This window comes from Sphingomonas sp. (assembly GCF_035944535.1).
GTDB lineage: Bacteria > Pseudomonadota > Alphaproteobacteria > Sphingomonadales > Sphingomonadaceae > Sphingomonas_B.
Map to the genome: position 1 here is coordinate 1 of NZ_DASZBC010000014.1, position 14,722 is coordinate 14,722.

Annotated in this window: 16 protein-coding genes and 1 pseudogene; 10 read left to right on the forward strand and 7 right to left on the reverse strand. The window is 66.7% G+C overall.

What is annotated here, in order from left to right; translation table 11 throughout:
- Together VGT77_RS12900 and VGT77_RS12905 are read right to left on the reverse strand one after the other, a co-directional pair.
- Positions 1-360: pseudogene (locus VGT77_RS12900) on the reverse strand (inositol-3-phosphate synthase); the annotation flags it as partial.
- Positions 357-956: a histidine phosphatase family protein gene (locus VGT77_RS12905; RefSeq protein ID WP_327463206.1), complete on the reverse strand. Its 600-nt coding sequence runs from the start codon at positions 954-956 to the stop codon at positions 357-359. The pseudogene VGT77_RS12900 and the gene VGT77_RS12905, both read right to left, overlap by 4 nt.
- A gap of 169 nt (positions 957-1,125) precedes the next feature.
- On the opposite strand from VGT77_RS12905, the gene VGT77_RS12910 reads away from it, so the two are divergent.
- From VGT77_RS12910 to VGT77_RS12940, 7 genes are read left to right on the forward strand one after another with little or no spacing between them, the layout of a single operon-like run.
- Positions 1,126-2,238: an NAD-dependent epimerase/dehydratase family protein gene (locus VGT77_RS12910; protein WP_327463208.1), complete on the forward strand. Its 1,113-nt coding sequence runs from the start codon at positions 1,126-1,128 to the stop codon at positions 2,236-2,238.
- Positions 2,235-3,293, forward strand: coding sequence for an SDR family NAD(P)-dependent oxidoreductase (locus VGT77_RS12915; protein ID WP_327463210.1), 1,059 nt, complete (start codon positions 2,235-2,237; stop codon positions 3,291-3,293). Before VGT77_RS12910 ends, VGT77_RS12915 begins: the two co-directional genes overlap by 4 nt.
- Positions 3,290-4,378, forward strand: a complete 1,089-nt coding sequence (locus VGT77_RS12920; protein WP_327463213.1) for a glycosyltransferase family 4 protein — start codon at positions 3,290-3,292, stop codon at positions 4,376-4,378. Before VGT77_RS12915 ends, VGT77_RS12920 begins: the two co-directional genes overlap by 4 nt.
- Positions 4,375-5,487 (forward strand): CgeB family protein, encoded by a 1,113-nt coding sequence (locus tag VGT77_RS12925; protein ID WP_327463215.1) that lies wholly within the window; start codon positions 4,375-4,377, stop codon positions 5,485-5,487. Before VGT77_RS12920 ends, VGT77_RS12925 begins: the two co-directional genes overlap by 4 nt.
- Positions 5,484-6,578 (forward strand): CgeB family protein, encoded by a 1,095-nt coding sequence (locus VGT77_RS12930; RefSeq protein ID WP_327463217.1) that lies wholly within the window; start codon positions 5,484-5,486, stop codon positions 6,576-6,578. The genes VGT77_RS12925 and VGT77_RS12930 overlap by 4 nt, the downstream gene beginning before the upstream one ends.
- On the forward strand, positions 6,575-7,663 hold the full coding sequence (locus tag VGT77_RS12935) for a CgeB family protein (protein ID WP_327463219.1): 1,089 nt from the start codon (positions 6,575-6,577) through the stop codon (positions 7,661-7,663). Before VGT77_RS12930 ends, VGT77_RS12935 begins: the two co-directional genes overlap by 4 nt.
- A gap of 47 nt (positions 7,664-7,710) precedes the next feature.
- Positions 7,711-8,724 (forward strand): UDP-glucuronic acid decarboxylase family protein, encoded by a 1,014-nt coding sequence (locus VGT77_RS12940; RefSeq protein ID WP_327463221.1) that lies wholly within the window; start codon positions 7,711-7,713, stop codon positions 8,722-8,724.
- Positions 8,725-8,804: 80 nt separating this feature from the next.
- On the opposite strand, the gene VGT77_RS12945 is transcribed toward VGT77_RS12940, so the two are convergent.
- The gene (locus VGT77_RS12945) at positions 8,805-9,416 is read right to left on the reverse strand and encodes a trimeric intracellular cation channel family protein (protein ID WP_327463223.1); all 612 of its coding nucleotides are present in this window, start codon (positions 9,414-9,416) and stop codon (positions 8,805-8,807) included.
- Positions 9,413-10,381, reverse strand: coding sequence for a class II fructose-bisphosphatase (gene glpX / locus VGT77_RS12950; RefSeq protein ID WP_327463225.1), 969 nt, complete (start codon positions 10,379-10,381; stop codon positions 9,413-9,415). Before glpX ends, VGT77_RS12945 begins: the two co-directional genes overlap by 4 nt.
- 53 nt (positions 10,382-10,434) lie before the next feature.
- Between glpX and VGT77_RS12955 the strand changes: the two genes are divergently transcribed.
- Positions 10,435-10,791: a hypothetical protein gene (locus VGT77_RS12955; protein ID WP_327463227.1), complete on the forward strand. Its 357-nt coding sequence runs from the start codon at positions 10,435-10,437 to the stop codon at positions 10,789-10,791.
- Here the strand turns inward: VGT77_RS12955 and lysA are convergent, their stop codons facing one another.
- Genes lysA through argH form a run of 3 tightly spaced genes read right to left on the reverse strand, consistent with a single transcriptional unit; the run spans position 10,792 to position 13,681 of the window.
- Positions 10,792-12,054 carry a diaminopimelate decarboxylase gene (gene lysA, locus VGT77_RS12960; protein ID WP_327463229.1) on the reverse strand — a complete coding sequence of 421 codons (1,263 nt, stop codon included), beginning with the start codon at positions 12,052-12,054 and terminating at the stop codon, positions 10,792-10,794. It lies immediately after the preceding gene.
- The gene (locus tag VGT77_RS12965) at positions 12,054-12,302 is read right to left on the reverse strand and encodes a hypothetical protein (RefSeq protein WP_327463231.1); all 249 of its coding nucleotides are present in this window, start codon (positions 12,300-12,302) and stop codon (positions 12,054-12,056) included. Before VGT77_RS12965 ends, lysA begins: the two co-directional genes overlap by 1 nt.
- Positions 12,299-13,681 carry an argininosuccinate lyase gene (gene argH / locus VGT77_RS12970; RefSeq protein ID WP_327463233.1) on the reverse strand — a complete coding sequence of 461 codons (1,383 nt, stop codon included), beginning with the start codon at positions 13,679-13,681 and terminating at the stop codon, positions 12,299-12,301. The genes VGT77_RS12965 and argH overlap by 4 nt, the downstream gene beginning before the upstream one ends.
- Between argH and VGT77_RS12975 the strand changes: the two genes are divergently transcribed.
- Complete coding sequence (locus VGT77_RS12975; protein ID WP_327463235.1) at positions 13,680-14,255, forward strand: TlpA family protein disulfide reductase; 576 nt, start codon at positions 13,680-13,682, stop codon at positions 14,253-14,255. The genes argH and VGT77_RS12975 overlap by 2 nt on opposite strands.
- 41 nt (positions 14,256-14,296) lie before the next feature.
- Entirely contained in the window at positions 14,297-14,665 is a 369-nt protein-coding gene (locus VGT77_RS12980; RefSeq protein ID WP_327463237.1) for a DUF4440 domain-containing protein, read from the forward strand.
- Positions 14,666-14,722 lie beyond the last annotated feature (57 nt).

Genomic DNA, 14,722 nt, shown 5'->3' on the forward strand with positions numbered 1-14,722 from the left:
CAGCATGAACGTGCGGTCGTCGGGATGGTCGGCCATATGCTCGGCGACGCCGTCGAGCACCCGGCCCATCCGCACCCTGGCGCCGGTGCGCGGCACCTTCTCGCAAAAGACGGCGGTGCAGTTCGGCTTGGCGAAGATCGCTTGCGCCACGTCTCTCCCGACCTTGCGCTGGTCCACGTCCCAGGCGGCGACCACGCGGATGTCGCTCGGCCGGTAGCCGCCCAGCTCCCAATGCATCAGCCCGACATGCTCGTTCGCGCCCTCCCGGTAATGCGCCAGCCCCTGAACCAGAGAACTCGCGCAATTGCCCACGCCCACGATCGCGACGTTAATGGAGCGGTCCGGATCATGGAGGCTCATGCGGCGGCTCCTTCGTTGAGAGTGACGAGCTTCGCGCCCCATGCGCCCCACACCAGCCGCGACAGGGAGGCTGGTCCGATCTCGAAGCGCAGGACGTTGTCGAGCGGCAGGCCAATGGCGGTCGCGATGAGCGCCTTGATCACATCCTGATGAGAGACAAGCGCGACCGTCTGACCGACGTGTCGCTCGGCGATCTCCGCGGCAAAGGCCGCCACGCGTCGCGCAACAGAGGCATATGGCTCGCCGTTCGGGGGGCACCCACTCCCGCGATGCTCGTTCCAGGCGGTGAAAGCAGGAGTGTCGATCAGATCGTCGATCGGCTGCCCGGTCCAATCGCCGAGATCGATCTCATCAAGCGCATCATCCTCCTCGACCGCGATGCCGCGACGCGCAGCCAATGCTTCGGCGGTCTCCCGTGTGCGCTGACGGGGAGAGCAATAGATCGCGTCGATCGGTTCGACAGCGAGCCGGTCAACCAAGGCGCGGGCCTGTTTCCGGCCCGCCTCGGTCAACGGCACGCCATCGGCGCGGCCGGTGAAGCGCTGGTTCAGATCGCCATGGGCCGCATGCCGGATCAGCAGCAGGGTCACGGTCATACGGGGCAGCTACTTAGCTTCATTGGCAGGCGTAACCGCCCACCCGCCCGGTAGTTCCGCGAGCGAAACGCAAATGCCTGAAGGCTCAAGGGAACTTAGATGATGATGCTTGGTTTAGGGGCGGAACGATACGGCTGCGGAACGCCTGAACCACGGAGAGTTTCCGAACATGACAGAGAAGGTGCTGATCACGGGGGGGGCGGGCTTTATCGGCCGCTTCGTCGCCGACGAACTGCTGCGGCGCGGCCATCAGGTGCGGGTGCTCGACAGCCTGATCGAGCAGGTGCACGGCGACTGCGAGCGCCCGGCGGGCCTGGCCGAGGATGTCGAACTGGTCCGCGCCGATGTCCGCAACGGCGATGCGGTGATGAAGGCGTTGCAGGGGATCGACAGCGTCATCCACCTTGCAGCGGAAGTGGGCGTCGGCCAGTCCATGTATGCGGTCGAGCGTTACACCTCGGTCAACGATGTCGGCACGGCCGTACTGTTCGAAAAACTGATCGAGCAGCCGGTCCGCCGGGTCGTCACTGCCTCCTCGATGAGCATCTATGGCGAGGGCCTGTACCGCGACGCGGACGGGAAGCTGGTCGAGAATGCCGAGCGCGGTTCGACCGCCGAAGGCCGCGGCGGCTGGGATCCGCTGGACGCCCAGGGCCGCCCGCTGACGCCGGTCGCCACGCCCGAATGGAAGCGGCCGAACCTCGCCTCCATCTACGCGCTCAACAAATATGTGCAGGAGCGCACCACGCACATCCTGTCGCAGCCCTATGGCATCGAGGGCGTGTGCCTGCGGCTGTTCAACGTCTATGGCCCCGGCCAGGCGCTCTCCAATCCCTATACGGGCGTGCTCGCGATCTTCGCATCGCGGCTGCTCAACAACCAGGCGCCGATGATCTTCGAGGATGGCGAGCAGCGCCGCGACTTCGTCTATGTCGGCGACGTCGCGCGCGCCTTTGCCGACGCCCTGGAAAAGCCCGGCCTGTCCGGCGAGACGTTCAACATCGGCTCCGGCAATGACCGGTCCGTCACTGAAGTGGCCACCGAACTCGGCAAGGCGATGGGCAAGCCGCTGCTGCCTGAGATCGTCGGCAAGGCGCGGATCGGCGACATCCGCCACTGCTTCTGCGACACAACCAAAGCAGCGGAGCAGCTCGGCTTCCGTGCTACCAACGACTTCCAGGAAGGACTCGCCGAGCTTGCCGAGTGGGTCGCCGAACAGACCGCAGAGGATCGCGTCGAGCAGGCGCGGGCCGAGCTGGAAGCGCGGGGCCTGGTCGCATGAGCGGCCCAGTCCTCGTCACCGGAGGGGCGGGGTTCATCGGCTGCAACCTGGCCGACCGGCTGGCACGCGACGGGCATGAAGTGATCATCCTGGACGCGCTGGCCCGCGCCGGCGTCGAGACGAACCTGGAATGGCTCAAACAGCGGCACGGAGATCGCATCCGGCCGATCATCGCCGACATTCGGGACGAGGAAGCGATCACCACTGCAGTGCGCGACGCTGCGGCGGTCTTTCACATGGCGGCGCAGGTGGCGGTCACGACCAGCCTCGCCGATCCGCTCGACGATTTCGACATCAACATCCGCGGCACGCTTGCGCTGCTTGAGGCTGTGCGGCGGCGCGGCGGCCAAGTGCCCGTGATCTTCGCGTCGACCAACAAGGTCTATGGCGACCTCGCCGACATCGAGCTGCGCGAGGAAGGCGATCGCTGGACGCCCGTCGACACAGAAGTTCGGAAACGCGGAATCTCTGAAGCCCGGCCGCTCGACTTCCACACGCCTTATGGCTGCTCCAAGGGCGCGGCCGACCAATATGTGCTCGATTATGCCCGCAGCTACGGCCTGCCCACGGCAGTGGTGCGGATGAGCTGCATCTACGGGCCGCGCCAGATGGGCACCGAAGACCAAGGCTGGGTGGCGCATTTCCTGATCCGGGCGCTCGAGGGCAAGCCGATCACCATCTATGGCGACGGCAAGCAGGTCCGGGACGTGCTGAATGTCGCCGATGCGGTGGAGACCTATCTCGCCGCCTGGGCGCGGATCGACCAGGTCGGCGGCCGCGTGTTCAACCTTGGCGGCGGCCCCGACAACGCGATCAGCCTGCGCCAGCTGATCCGTCACATCGAAGCGCTGACCGGAACGCCAATCGATATGCGCTACGAGGATTGGCGGGCGGGCGACCAGCGCTATTTCGTCGCCGATGCACGCGCGGCGCGCGAAACGCTCGGCTTGGCTGCGCCGAAAGGGTGGCAGCAGGGCATTGCGGAGTTGGCGCAATGGCTGGCGGACGCGCGCGGCCTGCCGCTCAAGGCGCTGCAGATGGAAGCCGCCGCGTGACGCGAGTCCTGCTGACTGCCGACACGGTCGGCGGCATTTGGCAATATGCAACGGACCTCGCGTCCGGCCTTGTCGAGCTTGGCGATGAGCCGGTGATCGTGACGCTTGGGCCTCGTCCGACGGCAGCGCAGCGAGCCAGTGTCGTGCCGGGCGTGGAGCTCATCGAAACCGACCTGCCGCTCGACTGGCTGGCCGTCGGCCCCAGCGAGCTGACCGAGGCGGCAGAAGGAATAGCCCGCCATGCCGATCGCGTCTGCGCCGACATCGTCCAGCTCAACGCACCGGCGCTTGCCGCATCTATGCGCTTCGACCAGCCGGTCGTCGCCGTGGCCCATAGCTGCGTCGGCACCTGGTGGCAGGCGGTCCGCGGCGGGCGGATCGACTCCGACCTTGGCTGGCGCGCCGAACTGACCGGCGAGGGCCTGGCGACAGCGGACGCGATCGTGGCGCCGAGTGGTGCCTTCGCGGCGATGCTGCAACATTGCTACGGTCTCGAACAGGCGCCGAAGGTGGTGCACAACGGAAGGCGGCCGCTCCAGATCGCAACAGGCGAGCCGCAGAACGTTGCTTTCACCGCCGGCCGGCTGTGGGACGAAGGCAAGAATGTCGCCGTGCTCGATCACGCGGCCCGCCTGACCAAGGTGCCGATCCGGGCCGCAGGGCCGGTCTTCGGTCCCAATGGCACCGGCATCAGCCTGTCCAACCTGCAGGCGCTGGGCAGCCTCGACGCGCACGGTGTCGGCGCTGTTCTCGCCGGGCGACCAGTCTTTGTTTCAGCCGCCGTGTACGAGCCGTTCGGCCTCGCCGTGCTGGAAGCAGCGCAGGCGGGGTGCGCCCTGGTTTTGTCGGACATTCCGACCTTTCGCGAGCTTTGGGAAGGCGCTGCCCGCTTCGTCTACCCGCATGACGCGGCCGGCTTCGCCCTCGCGCTTGAAGAGATCGTCGGCGACCCTTCGCTGCGTGCCCAGCTCGGCGCGGCGGCGCAGGCACGCGCCGCCGCCTATTCGGTGAAACGGATGGCGGCGGGCATGGCGGCGCTCTACGCCTCGCTGCCTGTCGCCGCGCGGGCGTTGGAGGCGGCATGAGGATCGCCTATTTCACCCACTCGCTCGCGAGCTGCTGGAACCATGGCAATGCGCACTTCCTGCGCGGCGTGCTGCGGGAGTTGCAGGCGCTGGGGCATCAGGTGGAGGCATTCGAGCCTGAGGGGGCGTGGAGCCTCCAGAACCTGCTCAAGGACCATGGCGAGGCTGGTCTCGACGCCTATCGCGCCGCCTATCCGGAGCTGAGCTCGACCGTCTTCAAAGCTGACGACGATCCCGCCGAACTCGTCGCAGACGCGGACCTGGTCATCGTGCATGAGTGGAACGAGCATGCGCTGGTCGCAGCGCTCGGCACCGCACGAAAGCGGGGCGCCCGGTTCACTTTGCTGTTCCACGACACTCACCACCGCGCGGTCAGCGAACCGGAGTCGATGCGGGCCTATGACCTTAGCGGCTATGACGGCGTGCTCGCTTTCGGCGAGACGCTGGCCGAGGTGTATCGCCGCTGGGGCTGGGGCGACCGTGTGTTCGTCTGGCATGAGGCCGCCGATACCCGCCTTTTCCATCCGCCCGCCCAGGAAGGCGGCCGCCAAGGCTTGGTCTGGATCGGCAACTGGGGCGATGGCGAACGCTCTGAAGAGCTCGAAACTTTTCTCCTCCGCCCTGCCCGCGCCGCCGGGCTGCCGCTCGACATCTATGGCGTCCGCTATCCGGCGGCAGCACTCGCCAAGCTGGACGAGCATGGCGCCAGATTCCGCGGCTGGCTGCCGAATGCGCGGGCGCCGGAAATCTATGCTCGGCACTTGGCCACGGTGCACGTGCCGCGCCGCTTTTACGTCGAAAGTTTGCCCGGCATCCCCACGATCCGCGTCTTCGAAGCGCTCGCCTGCGGCATCCCGCTCGTATGCGCGCCTTGGGACGACAGCGAAGGCCTGTTTCGGCCCGGCGAGGACTATCTCGTCGCCCCGACAGGCGAGGCGATGACCCGGCATTTGGCCGATCTGCGTGACGATCCCGACCTCCGCCAATCGCTCGTCGCGAGCGGCTTGGCCACCATCCGCGACCGCCACAGCTGCGCACATCGGGCCGAGGAGCTGCTCGGCATTGTCGAGCAGCTCACGGCACCCGCCCTCATGAAGGCCACCGCATGAAGATCGCATTTTACGGATCCAGCCTGCTTTCCTCCTACTGGAATGGCGCCGCGACCTATTATCGCGGGCTGCTCCGCGATCTGGCGTTGCGCGGGCACGAGATCACTTTCTATGAGCCGGACGCATTCGACCGGCAGCAGCATCGCGACATCGAGCCGCCGGAATGGGCGCGGTCCGTCGTCTACCCCGCGACCGAGGAGTCGCTCGGCCAGGTACTCGCGGAGGCGCGCCACGCGGATGTGGTGGTGAAGGCCAGCGGCGTCGGCGTGTTCGATACCGAGCTGCTCCAGGGCGTGATCCGCCATGCGAGTCCGCACGCGATCCGCATTTTCTGGGACGTGGATGCGGCGGCGACACTCAATGAGATGCGCGGCGCCCCCGATCACCCGCTGCGTGAAGCGCTGAAGGACCTCGATTTCGTCTTCACCTATGGCGGCGGCGATCCAGTGGTCGATGCCTATCAGGGCTTCGGCGCGGCGCGCTGCGTGCCCATCTACAATGCGCTCGATCCCACCACTCACCATCCGGTCCCGCCCGACGAGCGCTTTGCATCGGACCTCGCCTTTCTAGGCAACCGCTTGCCCGACCGGGAGGCGCGCGTGGAGGAATTCTTCCTGAAAGCCGCGGCGGCGCTCCCGGACCGTTCCTTCCTGATCGGCGGCAATGGCTGGCACGATAAGGTCATGCCGTCGAATGTCCGCCATCTCGGCCATGTCGGCACCGCCGATCACAACGCCTTTAACTGCACGCCGTTGGCGGTCCTGAATGTCGCGCGCGACTCGATGGCCAATGTCGGCTTCTCGCCGGCGACGCGGGTGTTCGAGGCGGCGGGCGCCGCGGCCTGCCTGATCACAGACTATTGGGAAGGCATAGAGCTGTTCCTGAAGCCCGACGAGGAAGTGCTGGTCGCCCGCGACGGACAGGATGTCGCCGAGCATGTCCGCGCCCTGACGCCGGAGCGCGCGCGGACAATTGGGGAAGCCGCACTCGCCCGTGTCCTGGCCGAACACACTTACGAGCTGCGCGGAGCACAAGTGGACGACATCCTCACCGCCGAAATGGCGCAGCGGCGCGAAAGGGCGGCTGCGTGAAGCTCGTCGTTCTCGGGCTCAGCCTGTCCTCTTCCTGGGGCAATGGTCATGCGACCACATTTCGCGCGCTGCTGAAGGCATTCGCGGCGCGCGGCCACTCGATCCTGTTCCTGGAGCGCGACAAGCCCTGGTATGCGTCGAACCGCGACCTGGGCGAGGTCGATTACTGCCGGCTGGAGCTCTACGACTCGCCCGACGACCTGAACCGCTGGCGCGGCGAAGTCGCGGCGGCAGATGCCGTGATCGTCGGCTCCTATGTGCCGGACGGTGTCGAGGTCGGCGCATGGGTGCAGCGCACCGCCCAGGGCGTGACCGCATTTTACGACATCGACACGCCGGTCACCCTCGCCAAGCTGGAACGGGATGATTTCGAATATCTAACGCCCGAGCTGATCCCCGGATATGACGTCTATCTGTCCTTCACCGGCGGCCCGACGCTCAGGCACATCGAAGATCATTACGGCTCGCCCGCCGCGCGGCCGCTCTACTGCTCCGTCGATGCTGAGCGCTACCGGCCGCTCGACATGCCCAAGCGCTGGGATCTCTCCTATCTCGGCACCTACAGCCCGGACCGGCAGCCGACGCTCGATCGGTTGCTGATCGAGCCCGCGCGGCGCTGCCCGGACAGGCGCTTCGTCGTCGCCGGCCCGCAATATCCGGTGGACTTAGACTGGCCGGCCAATGTCGAACGGATCGACCATGTGCCACCGGCCGACCATCCGGCGTTCTATGCTGCCTCGCGCTTCACCCTGAACGTCACCCGCGCCGACATGATCAAGGCAGGTTGGTCGCCTTCTGTCCGGCTGTTCGAAGCGGGGGCCTGCGCCACGCCCATCATCTCGGATCGGTGGGACGGCATCGACGACCTGTTCGCGCCCGGCCGGGAAATCATCCTCGCCGACACCAGCAAAGACGTGATCGCCGCCCTGGACACCGATGCCGCCGAAATGGGGCGCGCGGCCCAGGCCAAGACTCTGTCCGGCCACACGGCCGGACACCGGGCGGAGGAGCTGGAGAAGTGGCTCATCGAGGCAGCAGAGTCCGGACGTGAAACATTCCGGACTCGAAAGAGTTCAGCGGCTTAGCAGTTGATGAAGAAGAAGTCCGAGCGGCGGGGGCCGGAGTAGGATGAATGAAAGATAAGAAGGTCGCGTTCGTTGCCGGCGGTGCCGGATTCATCGGTTCCCATATGTGCGATCGGCTGATCGCGGACGGCTATCATGTCCTGTGCCTCGACAATCTCCAGACCGGCCGCGAGGAGAATATCCGCCACCTGAAGCGCGAAAGCCGCTTCGACTTCATCGAACATGACGTCACCGCCCCGCTGCCCACCGCCGTCACCCGCGCCGCCAGGAACATCGCGTTCGTCTATAATCTCGCCTGCGCCGCCTCGCCGCCCCACTATCAATCAGACCCCGAGCACACGATGCTGACCAATGTCGTCGGGACGTCGCATCTGCTGCGGCTGGCGGAGAAGGCCGGCGCGCGCTTCTTCCTGAGCTCGACCAGTGAAGTCTATGGCGACCCGGAAATGCACCCGCAGCCGGAAAGCTATCGTGGCTGGGTGAACTGCACGGGTCCGCGCGCCTGCTATGACGAGGGAAAAAGGTCGGCGGAGACACTCTCCTTCGACTTCGACCGGCTCGGCCGAGCGGAAGTGCGCGTGGCACGCATCTTCAACACCTATGGCCCCCGCATGCGTCCGGACGATGGGCGCGTGGTGTCGAACGTCATCTGCCAGGCGCTATCGGGCGAGGACATCACCATCTATGGCGACGGCAGCCAGACGCGCAGCTTTTGCTATGCCGACGATCTTGTCGAAGGCCTGCTGCGCCTGTCGCGCTACGAGGGCCCGCAGCCGGGTCCGGTCAACATCGGCAATCCGGTCGAGCTGACTGTGTCCGATCTCGCCGACCGCGTCATCGCGCTGACCGGCACCGACGCCGAGCTGGTTTACCGCCCGCTGCCGATCGACGACCCGCGCCGCCGCCGCCCCGATATCTCCAAAGCCAAGCAGCTGCTCAAATGGCAGCCGCGCGTCAGCCTTCAGGAAGGGCTGGAGCAGACCATCTCCTGGTTTACGCGTACGATCGATCGGCCGCAGCGGAGGACCGAAGCGGACCAGATGGTTGTAGCTGCGGAATAGCGTTCGCTGTTCCCCGGCGCAGGCCGGGGTCCACCTTACCGCAACCATGGGCCCCGGCCTGCGCCGGGGAGCAAGCACGCTCAGCGCCGATAGGCCGGCAGTTTCAGGCCCCGCACGATCGCCAGCGCGCGGAGGCCGAAGCCGAGCAGCACCGCTAGCGGCGCGGCGATCACGGCCGCCACGCCAACCCAGCTCAACAGCACGAACAGGGCGGCGGCCAGCGCGGCAGCGGTAACATAAAGTTCCGGCCGCAACAGGATCGACGGCTCACCGGCCAGCACATCGCGGATGATGCCGCCGACACAGGCAGTGATCACGCCCATCAGAACGGCAACGACTGGAGGCACTCCGAAGGCCATCGCCTTGGCCGCGCCGAACACGGCATAGGCGGCGAGCCCGACCGCGTCGAACCAGTCGAGCGCCCGTTCGCTCCACCAGCGCCGCGGTGTCACCCAGATCAGCAGCGCGGTGCCGAGGCACACGGCGGCGACGCGCCAGTCCCGCACCCAGAAGACCGGCGCGTCGATTAGCAGGTCGCGGACCGTGCCGCCGCCGACGCCCGTCACCAGTGCAAAGAAGGCGAAGGTGACGAGGGTCTGCCCCCGCTTGGCCGCCGCCAGAGCGCCCGATGCCGCGAACACGGCGATGCCGAACAGGTCGACCCAGCCGAGCAGGTCGCCGAGCGGGTTCACGCGCCCTTGCGGTGCTCGCCCTTCACCCAGCGAACGGTACCGGTCGACGCGCGCATAACGATGCTTTCGGTCGTCATGCAGCCGCCCTTCATGGTCTTGACGCCGCCGAGCAGCGAGCCGTCAGTCACCCCCGTCGCGGCGAAGATGCAGTCCCCCTTGGCGAGTTCGGTCAGGTCATAGACCTTGTTCAGATCCTCGATCCCCCATTTGCGCGCCCGGCCGCGCTCGTCGTCGTTGCGGAACAACAGCCGCCCCTTGAACTGCCCGCCGACGCAGCGCAGCGCCGCCGCCGCAAGCACGCCCTCGGGGGCGCCACCCGATCCCATATAGACGTCGATCGTTGTGTCCGGGTTGGTGGTGGCGATCACGCCGGCCACGTCGCCGTCGGGGATCAGCATGATGCCGCAGCCGACTTCGCGCAGCTCCGCGATCAGCTTTTCGTGGCGCGGCCGGTCGAGTACGCATGCGATGATCTCGTTCGGCTGCACGCCCTTGGCCGCGGCGATGGCGCGGACATTGTCGGCCGGGCTCTTGTCCAGGTCGATGACGCCTTCCGGATATCCGGGGCCGACCGCCAGCTTGTCCATATAAACGTCGGGCGCATTCAGCAGGCACCCCTTCTCGGCGATGGCGAGCACGGCCAGCGCGTTTGGCCCGGCCTTGGCGGTAATGGTCGTCCCTTCCAAAGGATCGAGTGCGATATCGATGGGCGGGCCGTCACCGGTGCCGACCTTTTCGCCGATATAGAGCATCGGCGCTTCGTCGCGCTCGCCTTCGCCGATCACCACCGTGCCATCGATATCGAGCGTGTTGAGTGCCGCGCGCATCGCCTCGACCGCCGCAGCATCGGCCGCCTTCTCGTTGCCGCGCCCGATCAGCTTCGACGCGGCGATCGCCGCCGCTTCGGTCACGCGGACCATCTCCAGCACCAGCACGCGATCAAGATTCTGGCTTGCACTCACCATCGAAATCTTTTCCTCTCCCTGAACTTGAGGCGCGATAAGCGAGGGGTGTGACGATGTCGAGAATGACAGCCTTGCTGCTGCTCCTGGCGGCGCCCGCTTCAGCGACCGAGCCGATGGACGCCTATCTCGAACAGACCACGGCGGAGCCGCGCTGCCGTGCAGCCCAGGGCGACGAGATCATGGTCTGCGGCCGGCGCGAGGCCGACAAATACCGCCTGCCCTTCGTTCCCGCCCCGACACCCGGCGATCCAAAGGCGCGCGGCGTGCATGAGGAACGCGCGCGACTCGTTTCGACAGAGGTGCCGTGCCAGCAGCGCGGACCCCATCTGATCGGCTGCGGCATGGTGGGCATCAAGGTCAGCACCAAGATTGGCAGCGGTCAGGTCGAGTATCGGCCGCTGGCGCCTTGATCAGTCCTGCAGCCACTCCGGCACGCGTTCGGCATTCATCACCGTTGCAGCGCTAATCCGGTCAGCCACGACGGCAAACCGGCCGCCATCGACCATGACCTCGGGCACCAGCGAGCGGCTGTTGTAGGTGGACGCCATGGTTGCGCCGTAAGCGCCGGCCGTGCGGAAGATGGCGAGGTCGTCGCTCCTCACCACATCGATCTCGCGGCCCATGGCAAATGTGTCGCCGGTCTCGCACACAGGACCTGCGATGTGCGCCGTCATCCGTTCGCCGGAGGGCCGAACCGCTTCGAAGTGGTGGTAGGCGCCGTAGAGCGCCGGCCGCGCCAAGTCGTTCATAGCGGCGTCCACGATCACATAGGGGTGCGTGACGCCGGGCTTCACCCAGATGACCTTCGTCATCAGCACGCCGGCATTGCCCGCGATGACCCGGCCGGGCTCGAACATCAGCTCGACATCCCAACCTTTCGTCACCCGCGCGACCATCTCGCCGAGATCGGTCGGCCATGGCGCGGGGTCTTCGGGCCGGTAGCGGACGCCAAGACCGCCGCCGAGATCCGCGCGGTCTACTTGCTCCCCGGCCGCCCTCAGCTCGCCGATCAGCTGGCCGATCTTCACATAGGCGGCTTCGAGCGGATCGACGTTGCTCAACTGGCTGCCGATGTGACAGGCGACACCCCGCATCTTCAGTCCAGGCAGCACCGCAAGGCGCGCATACATGGCGGGCGCCTGGTCGATTGGCACGCCGAACTTGTTGTCCGCCTTGCCGGTCGAGATTTTTTCATGTGTGCCGGCATCCACATCCGGATTGACGCGGAGCGTGGCGGAGACCCGCTGACCCCGCGCCGCCGCGAGGGCGGAAAGAACATGGCCTTCCTCCTCATGCTCCAGGTTGAACTGGCCGATGCCGGCGTCCAGCCCCTGCGCCAGCTCCGCAGGTGTCTTGCCCACGCCTGAGAAGACGATGTCCTCCGCCCGCATGCCGGCTGCGAGCGCCCGCACCATCTCGCCACCCGATACGATGTCGGCGCCATAGCCCTGGCGCGCCAGGACCTTCAGCACGGCAAGGTTCGGATTGGCCTTAACCGCGAAGGCCAGGTGCACTCGGCCGAGCCCCTCCAACGCTTCGCGGAACACGCGCGCGTGGCGCTCCAGCGTTGCACGCGAATAGACGTAGACGGGCGTGCCGACCGCCTCTGCGATCGCGCGCAGCGGCACGTCCTCGGCATGAAGTTCGCCGCGCTTTAGCTGGAAATGGTCCATCAGCTGGGCGGCAGGTCGAATCGGTCGTCGCGCCGCTCTTCCGACTGGCGCAGCAGCTCGTCGCTACGCCGCGGCCGCGCCTGGGTCTCGGGCATCATCAGCTGGCTGGGCGTGGAGGTCGCCTGCGCCGCATAAGGCTTGGGCGGCAGGCCCTCGCCCGCAGCCGGGCGCAGCTCCTCACGACCGCCGCAGGCGGTGAGGGCAAGCGCCAACACCAGCGCTCGTCCCGAGCGTTTAACCTTGATCACTGATCCTCTCCCATCCCGATCGCGGCCTTGGCATCCGCGATCCTGGCCCGCACCTGGTCCGGTGCGGTGCCGCCATGGCTGGTGCGCGAGCCGACGGACGCGCCGACGCTCAGCACGCCGAACACCCGCGCATCGATGCGGCCATCGATCGCCCGCAGTTGCTCCAGGCTCAGCGCCTCCAGCGCCTTGCCCTCCGCCTCCGCCACCCGCACAGCGGTGCCGACGATGTGATGCGCCTCGCGGAACGGCACGCTTGCTTCGCGCACCAGCCAGTCGGCCAAGTCCGTCGCCGTCGCAAAGCCCGCTTCCGCCGCCTGCAGCATCCGGTCGGCGCGAAAGGTCACGCTGCCGATCATGCCCGTCATCGCCGCGATCGACAGCGCCAGCAGGTCGTGGGCTTCGAACACCGGCGGCTTATCGTCCTGCATGTCCTTCGAATAAGCGAGCGGCAGCCCCTTCATCGTTGTCATCAGCGCGACCAGGCAGCCCTGGATACGCCCGGCATGGCCGCGCACCAGTTCGGCCGCGTCGGGATTGCGCTTCTGCGGCATGATCGACGAGCCGGTCGACCAGGCGTCCGATAGCTGGACGAAGCCGAAAGGCTGGGAGGCCCAGAGGATCATCTCCTCCGCCAGTCGCGACAAATGCATCGCGCAGGTAGCGCAAGCGAATAGGAATTCGAGCGCGAAGTCGCGGTCGGAGACTGCATCGAGGCTGTTGTCGGTCGGCCGGTCAAAGCCGAGCGCCTCGGCGACCGCGAACCGGTCGATCGGAAAGCCCGTACCGGCCAGCGCCGCGGAGCCCAATGGACACTCGTTCAGCCGCGCGCGAGCATCCTCGAAGCGGCCGCGGTCGCGGTGGATCATCTCGAAATAGGCCATCAGATGATGGCCGAGCGTCACCGGCTGAGCCGACTGGAGGTGCGTGAAGCCCGGCATCACCGTGTCCGCATGTTCCTCGGCACGGCCGATCAGCACCGACTGGAAGGCGGTCAGCGCGGTGTCGATCTCGTCGATCGCATCGCGCACCCAAAGCCGGAAGTCGGTCGCGACCTGGTCGTTGCGCGAGCGGGCTGTGTGAAGCCGCCCCGCCGCCGGTCCGACGATCTCCGCCAGCCGCGCCTCGACATGCATATGGATATCTTCGAGCGCCGAGTCTTCGGGCACACCCGTGTTCGCATATTCCGCGACGATCTGCTCGAGACCGCGGTCGATCGCCTCGGCGTCCACTGATGAAATGATCCCTTGCCGACCCAGCATCTCGGCATGAGCTCGGGACCCTTGAATGTCCTGGCGCCACATCCGCTTGTCGAAGCCGATCGAGGCATTTATCTCGCGCATCACCGCAGCGGGCCCTTCGGCGAAGCGCCCGCCCCACATGGCATTGGAGCTGTCCGTGCGCCCAGCGATTGCGCTTCTCCTCGGGACTCTGTTGATCGCGGGGTGCGATAGGGAAACCGCGCCGCCCCCGCAAGCGAAGCACGAGGCGCCGGCGAAAGGGCCGGAACTGACCGGCACGCTAGACATTTCGCAGCGCGGCAAGGCGGCGCCTGCGGACAGCTTCGTCGATCCCGCGGGGAAGCCGGTGACGCTCGCCGCCTTCAAGGGCAAGCCGGTGCTGGTCAATCTCTGGGCGACCTGGTGCGGCCCCTGCGTCGCCGAGATGCCGACCCTGGACGGCATCGCCCAGCGCGCCGGCGGCAAGCTGAAGGTGCTGACGGTTAGCCAGGACCGCGCAGGCGTCGACATCGGCAAGACCTTCGCGAAGGGCGGCTACAAGCTGCTCGAGCAATATCGCGATCCGGAGAGCAAGCTCGGCTTCGCCTTTGCAACCGGCATGCTGCCGACGACCGTGCTTTATGACGCTGAGGGCAAGGAGGTCTGGCGCGTGGTCGGCGCGATGGACTGGAACGGTCCCCGCGCCAACACCCTGCTCGCCGAGTTCATCGGATAAGCTTGCGCCCTCGAGCGTTCATACGGGCGAGGAGATTGTGAATGGACGACGATCGCGTCTGGGCGTTCGAAGCGAGCCTGTGGAAGGCTGACGCGGAGCATTATCAGGACTGTATCGATCCGGAAGTGCGGATGGCGCTGCCGACGCCGCCCTTTCTGTTCGAGGGCGAGCAGGCGATCGAGGCCGTGGCCGGCACGCCACGCTGGTCCAATGTCGCGTTCGAGGACGGCACCATCTCGCGCCCGCAGGAGGGCCTGATCGTCGTCGCCTACACCGCGCATGCCCAGCGCGCGGGCCAAGAGAAATATGTCGCTCACTGCACCAGCACCTACCGCAAGGACGAGCAGGGCGAGTGGCAGGTGATCCAGCACCAGCAGACGCCGAGGCTGGTGGCGGGGGCTTCCTCCTAATTCCGTTCGCTTCGAGCGAAGTCGAGAAGCGTATCTCGACTTCGCTCGATACGAACG

Coding starts and splice junctions, on each gene's coding strand:
- VGT77_RS12905 (WP_327463206.1), bottom strand. CDS start 956: ATGACCGTGACCCTGCTGCTGATCCGGCATGCGGCCCATGGCGATCTG.
- VGT77_RS12910 (WP_327463208.1), top strand. CDS start 1,126: ATGACAGAGAAGGTGCTGATCACGGGGGGGGCGGGCTTTATCGGCCGC.
- VGT77_RS12915 (WP_327463210.1), top strand. CDS start 2,235: ATGAGCGGCCCAGTCCTCGTCACCGGAGGGGCGGGGTTCATCGGCTGC.
- VGT77_RS12925 (WP_327463215.1), top strand. CDS start 4,375: ATGAGGATCGCCTATTTCACCCACTCGCTCGCGAGCTGCTGGAACCAT.
- VGT77_RS12930 (WP_327463217.1), top strand. CDS start 5,484: ATGAAGATCGCATTTTACGGATCCAGCCTGCTTTCCTCCTACTGGAAT.
- VGT77_RS12940 (WP_327463221.1), top strand. CDS start 7,711: ATGAAAGATAAGAAGGTCGCGTTCGTTGCCGGCGGTGCCGGATTCATC.
- glpX (WP_327463225.1), bottom strand. CDS start 10,381: ATGGTGAGTGCAAGCCAGAATCTTGATCGCGTGCTGGTGCTGGAGATG.
- VGT77_RS12955 (WP_327463227.1), top strand. CDS start 10,435: ATGTCGAGAATGACAGCCTTGCTGCTGCTCCTGGCGGCGCCCGCTTCA.
- lysA (WP_327463229.1), bottom strand. CDS start 12,054: ATGGACCATTTCCAGCTAAAGCGCGGCGAACTTCATGCCGAGGACGTG.
- VGT77_RS12975 (WP_327463235.1), top strand. CDS start 13,680: ATGGCATTGGAGCTGTCCGTGCGCCCAGCGATTGCGCTTCTCCTCGGG.
- argH (WP_327463233.1), bottom strand. CDS start 13,681: ATGTGGGGCGGGCGCTTCGCCGAAGGGCCCGCTGCGGTGATGCGCGAG.
- VGT77_RS12980 (WP_327463237.1), top strand. CDS start 14,297: ATGGACGACGATCGCGTCTGGGCGTTCGAAGCGAGCCTGTGGAAGGCT.